Origin of the sequence: Paracoccus sediminilitoris, assembly GCF_003259195.1 — a bacterium.
Lineage (GTDB): Bacteria > Pseudomonadota > Alphaproteobacteria > Rhodobacterales > Rhodobacteraceae > Paracoccus > Paracoccus sediminilitoris.
In genome coordinates this window covers 1-374 of the sequence record NZ_QJPK01000090.1, presented here as the reverse complement: position 1 = coordinate 374, position 374 = coordinate 1, and the positions used below count along the sequence as shown (strand labels likewise).

Below are 374 nucleotides of genomic sequence, written 5' to 3'. Positions count from 1 at the left end.
ACTGAAGCCATGGCCTTATCTGTGTAAATCTCAGAACGGAGCGGCCAGTCATGAGCTGCATCAAACAACCCAGGCATCAGCTCGTATTCTGCTGCCTGATCATCGGTATTTCGCATCCAGAGATGCGTTCCGCACGTGCCGCAAAACGCACGCTCAGCAAACGAAGTAGACTGAAAACGCCGAACGGGGCCTTCCACCGTAACCGCTTCGGCAGCGGCCGTGAAAGCAAGGAATACCCCGCCGGACCATCTTTGGCACATACGGCAGTGACATGCACCTGGCTGTGGGTCGTGCTGACCGTCAACGCTCACTATGACTTCGCCACAAAGGCAATGCCCTGCAAACTTCCTAGAGCTATTCATCTGCACTCCCCA

Annotated in this window: 1 protein-coding gene; it reads right to left on the bottom strand. The window is 55.3% G+C overall.

Annotated elements, in window-relative coordinates:
• Positions 1–362: GFA family protein (locus DKT70_RS17690; RefSeq protein ID WP_111560344.1), on the bottom strand; the 362-nt coding region annotated here is incomplete at its 3' end.
• Positions 363–374 lie beyond the last annotated feature (12 nt).